The 1,374-nt window shown below is 62.4% G+C and carries 1 pseudogene; it reads right to left on the bottom strand.

The features are described from left to right. Nucleotides 1-172: 172 nt before the first annotated feature. Nucleotides 173-1,320 (bottom strand): annotated as a pseudogene (locus BN2475_RS32825) (IS3 family transposase); the annotation flags it as partial. Nucleotides 1,321-1,374: the final 54 nt, after the last annotated feature.

Here is a 1,374-nt window from a genome sequence, read left to right as displayed (position 1 = left end):
TGAGGTTGACCCGGTTCGACGGATAGATTTGCAGTTGAGTCTAGTGCGGGGTGGCACCTCCCGATAAGGTTGAATCGCGGGTTGTCCACGGCCGGGCGGCGGGTCGCCTGTCACGACCACGACGCTGCCCGGCGGTGGACAACCCGCGCGGCGATAAGCCTTGATCTTGCGCATGCAGGTTTTCGAACTCGAGCGGTGAACAGTAGCCGATGCTGCTGTGCAGGCGGCGTATGTTGTACCAGCTCTCCAGAAACGAGAAGAGACGCCGCCGTGCCTGTTCGTGGGTCGCGAAGTGTTCGCGACAGAGCAGTTCGGCTTCGAGTGTGCCGAAGAACGACTCACACATCGCGTTGTCATAAGCGTCGCCGGCCGTGCCCATCGACGGCTGTACGCCGGCTTCACGGCAGCGCCGTCCAAAGGCAATGGACGTGTATTGACAGCCCTGGTCGGAATGTAAAATCACACCGTCATGGCGTCGTTGCTGCAACGCCATGTCCAGCGCGCGTAACATCAGTTCGGTGTACAGATGGTTGGACATCGCCCAGCCGACGATGCGACGGCTGAACACATCCAGCACGACCGCCAGATAGAGAAATCCTTCACCCGTGGGTACATAGGTCGCATCTGCGACCCACAGCACGTTTGTCGCGTCGGCACTGAAGTGCCGACGCACCAGATCAGGCGCACGCCGGGCGCCTGCGCATGGCCGGGTGGTGCGCGGCCAGTGCCGCCGGCTTGCCCCACACAGACCCGCCATACGCATGAGGCGCGCCACCCGCTTGCGCCCCACGTGAACGCCTGCGCGCGCGAGCTGCGCGTGGATACGAGGTGCCCCATACGTGCCGCGCGAACTCGCATGTAGCGTGCGGATGCGCGCGAGCAGTTGCGCATCGCTACGTGTGTGCATCGCGGGCTCTCGCACCAGCCACGTGTAATAGCCACTCGTCGAGACGCCGAGCAGCCGTGCCATCATCGCAATGGGCCAGCGGGCCCGGTTCGCTTTCATGAATCCGTACCGCCCTTCGGTGGAATGGATCCCGTCTCCCTCGCGAACCAGGCTGCCGCGTGAGAGAGTATGTCGCGCTCCATCTTCAGTTGCCGGACCTCACGACGCAACCGTGCGAGCTCCTGCCGTTCGGCTGTGCTCAGACCGTCTTGCCGCAAACCTTCGTCGCGATCAGCCTGCGCCACCCAATTGTAGATGGTCTGTGCAGTCGGCTCGAACTCCTTTTCCAATTCCTCCGGCCTGCGTCCGGCCTTCACCAGCTCGACCATTTGCGCCCGAAATTCTCTCGGGTACGGGGTACGATGCTTGCCCATGATCGGCACCTCCTTCTCCAAAGGATAGATGTCCGTTTTTCTGGGTCAACTTCA

This window comes from Paraburkholderia ribeironis (genome assembly GCF_900019265.1).
GTDB lineage: Bacteria > Pseudomonadota > Gammaproteobacteria > Burkholderiales > Burkholderiaceae > Paraburkholderia > Paraburkholderia ribeironis.
This window is presented reverse-complemented; position numbering and strand designations above follow the sequence as displayed.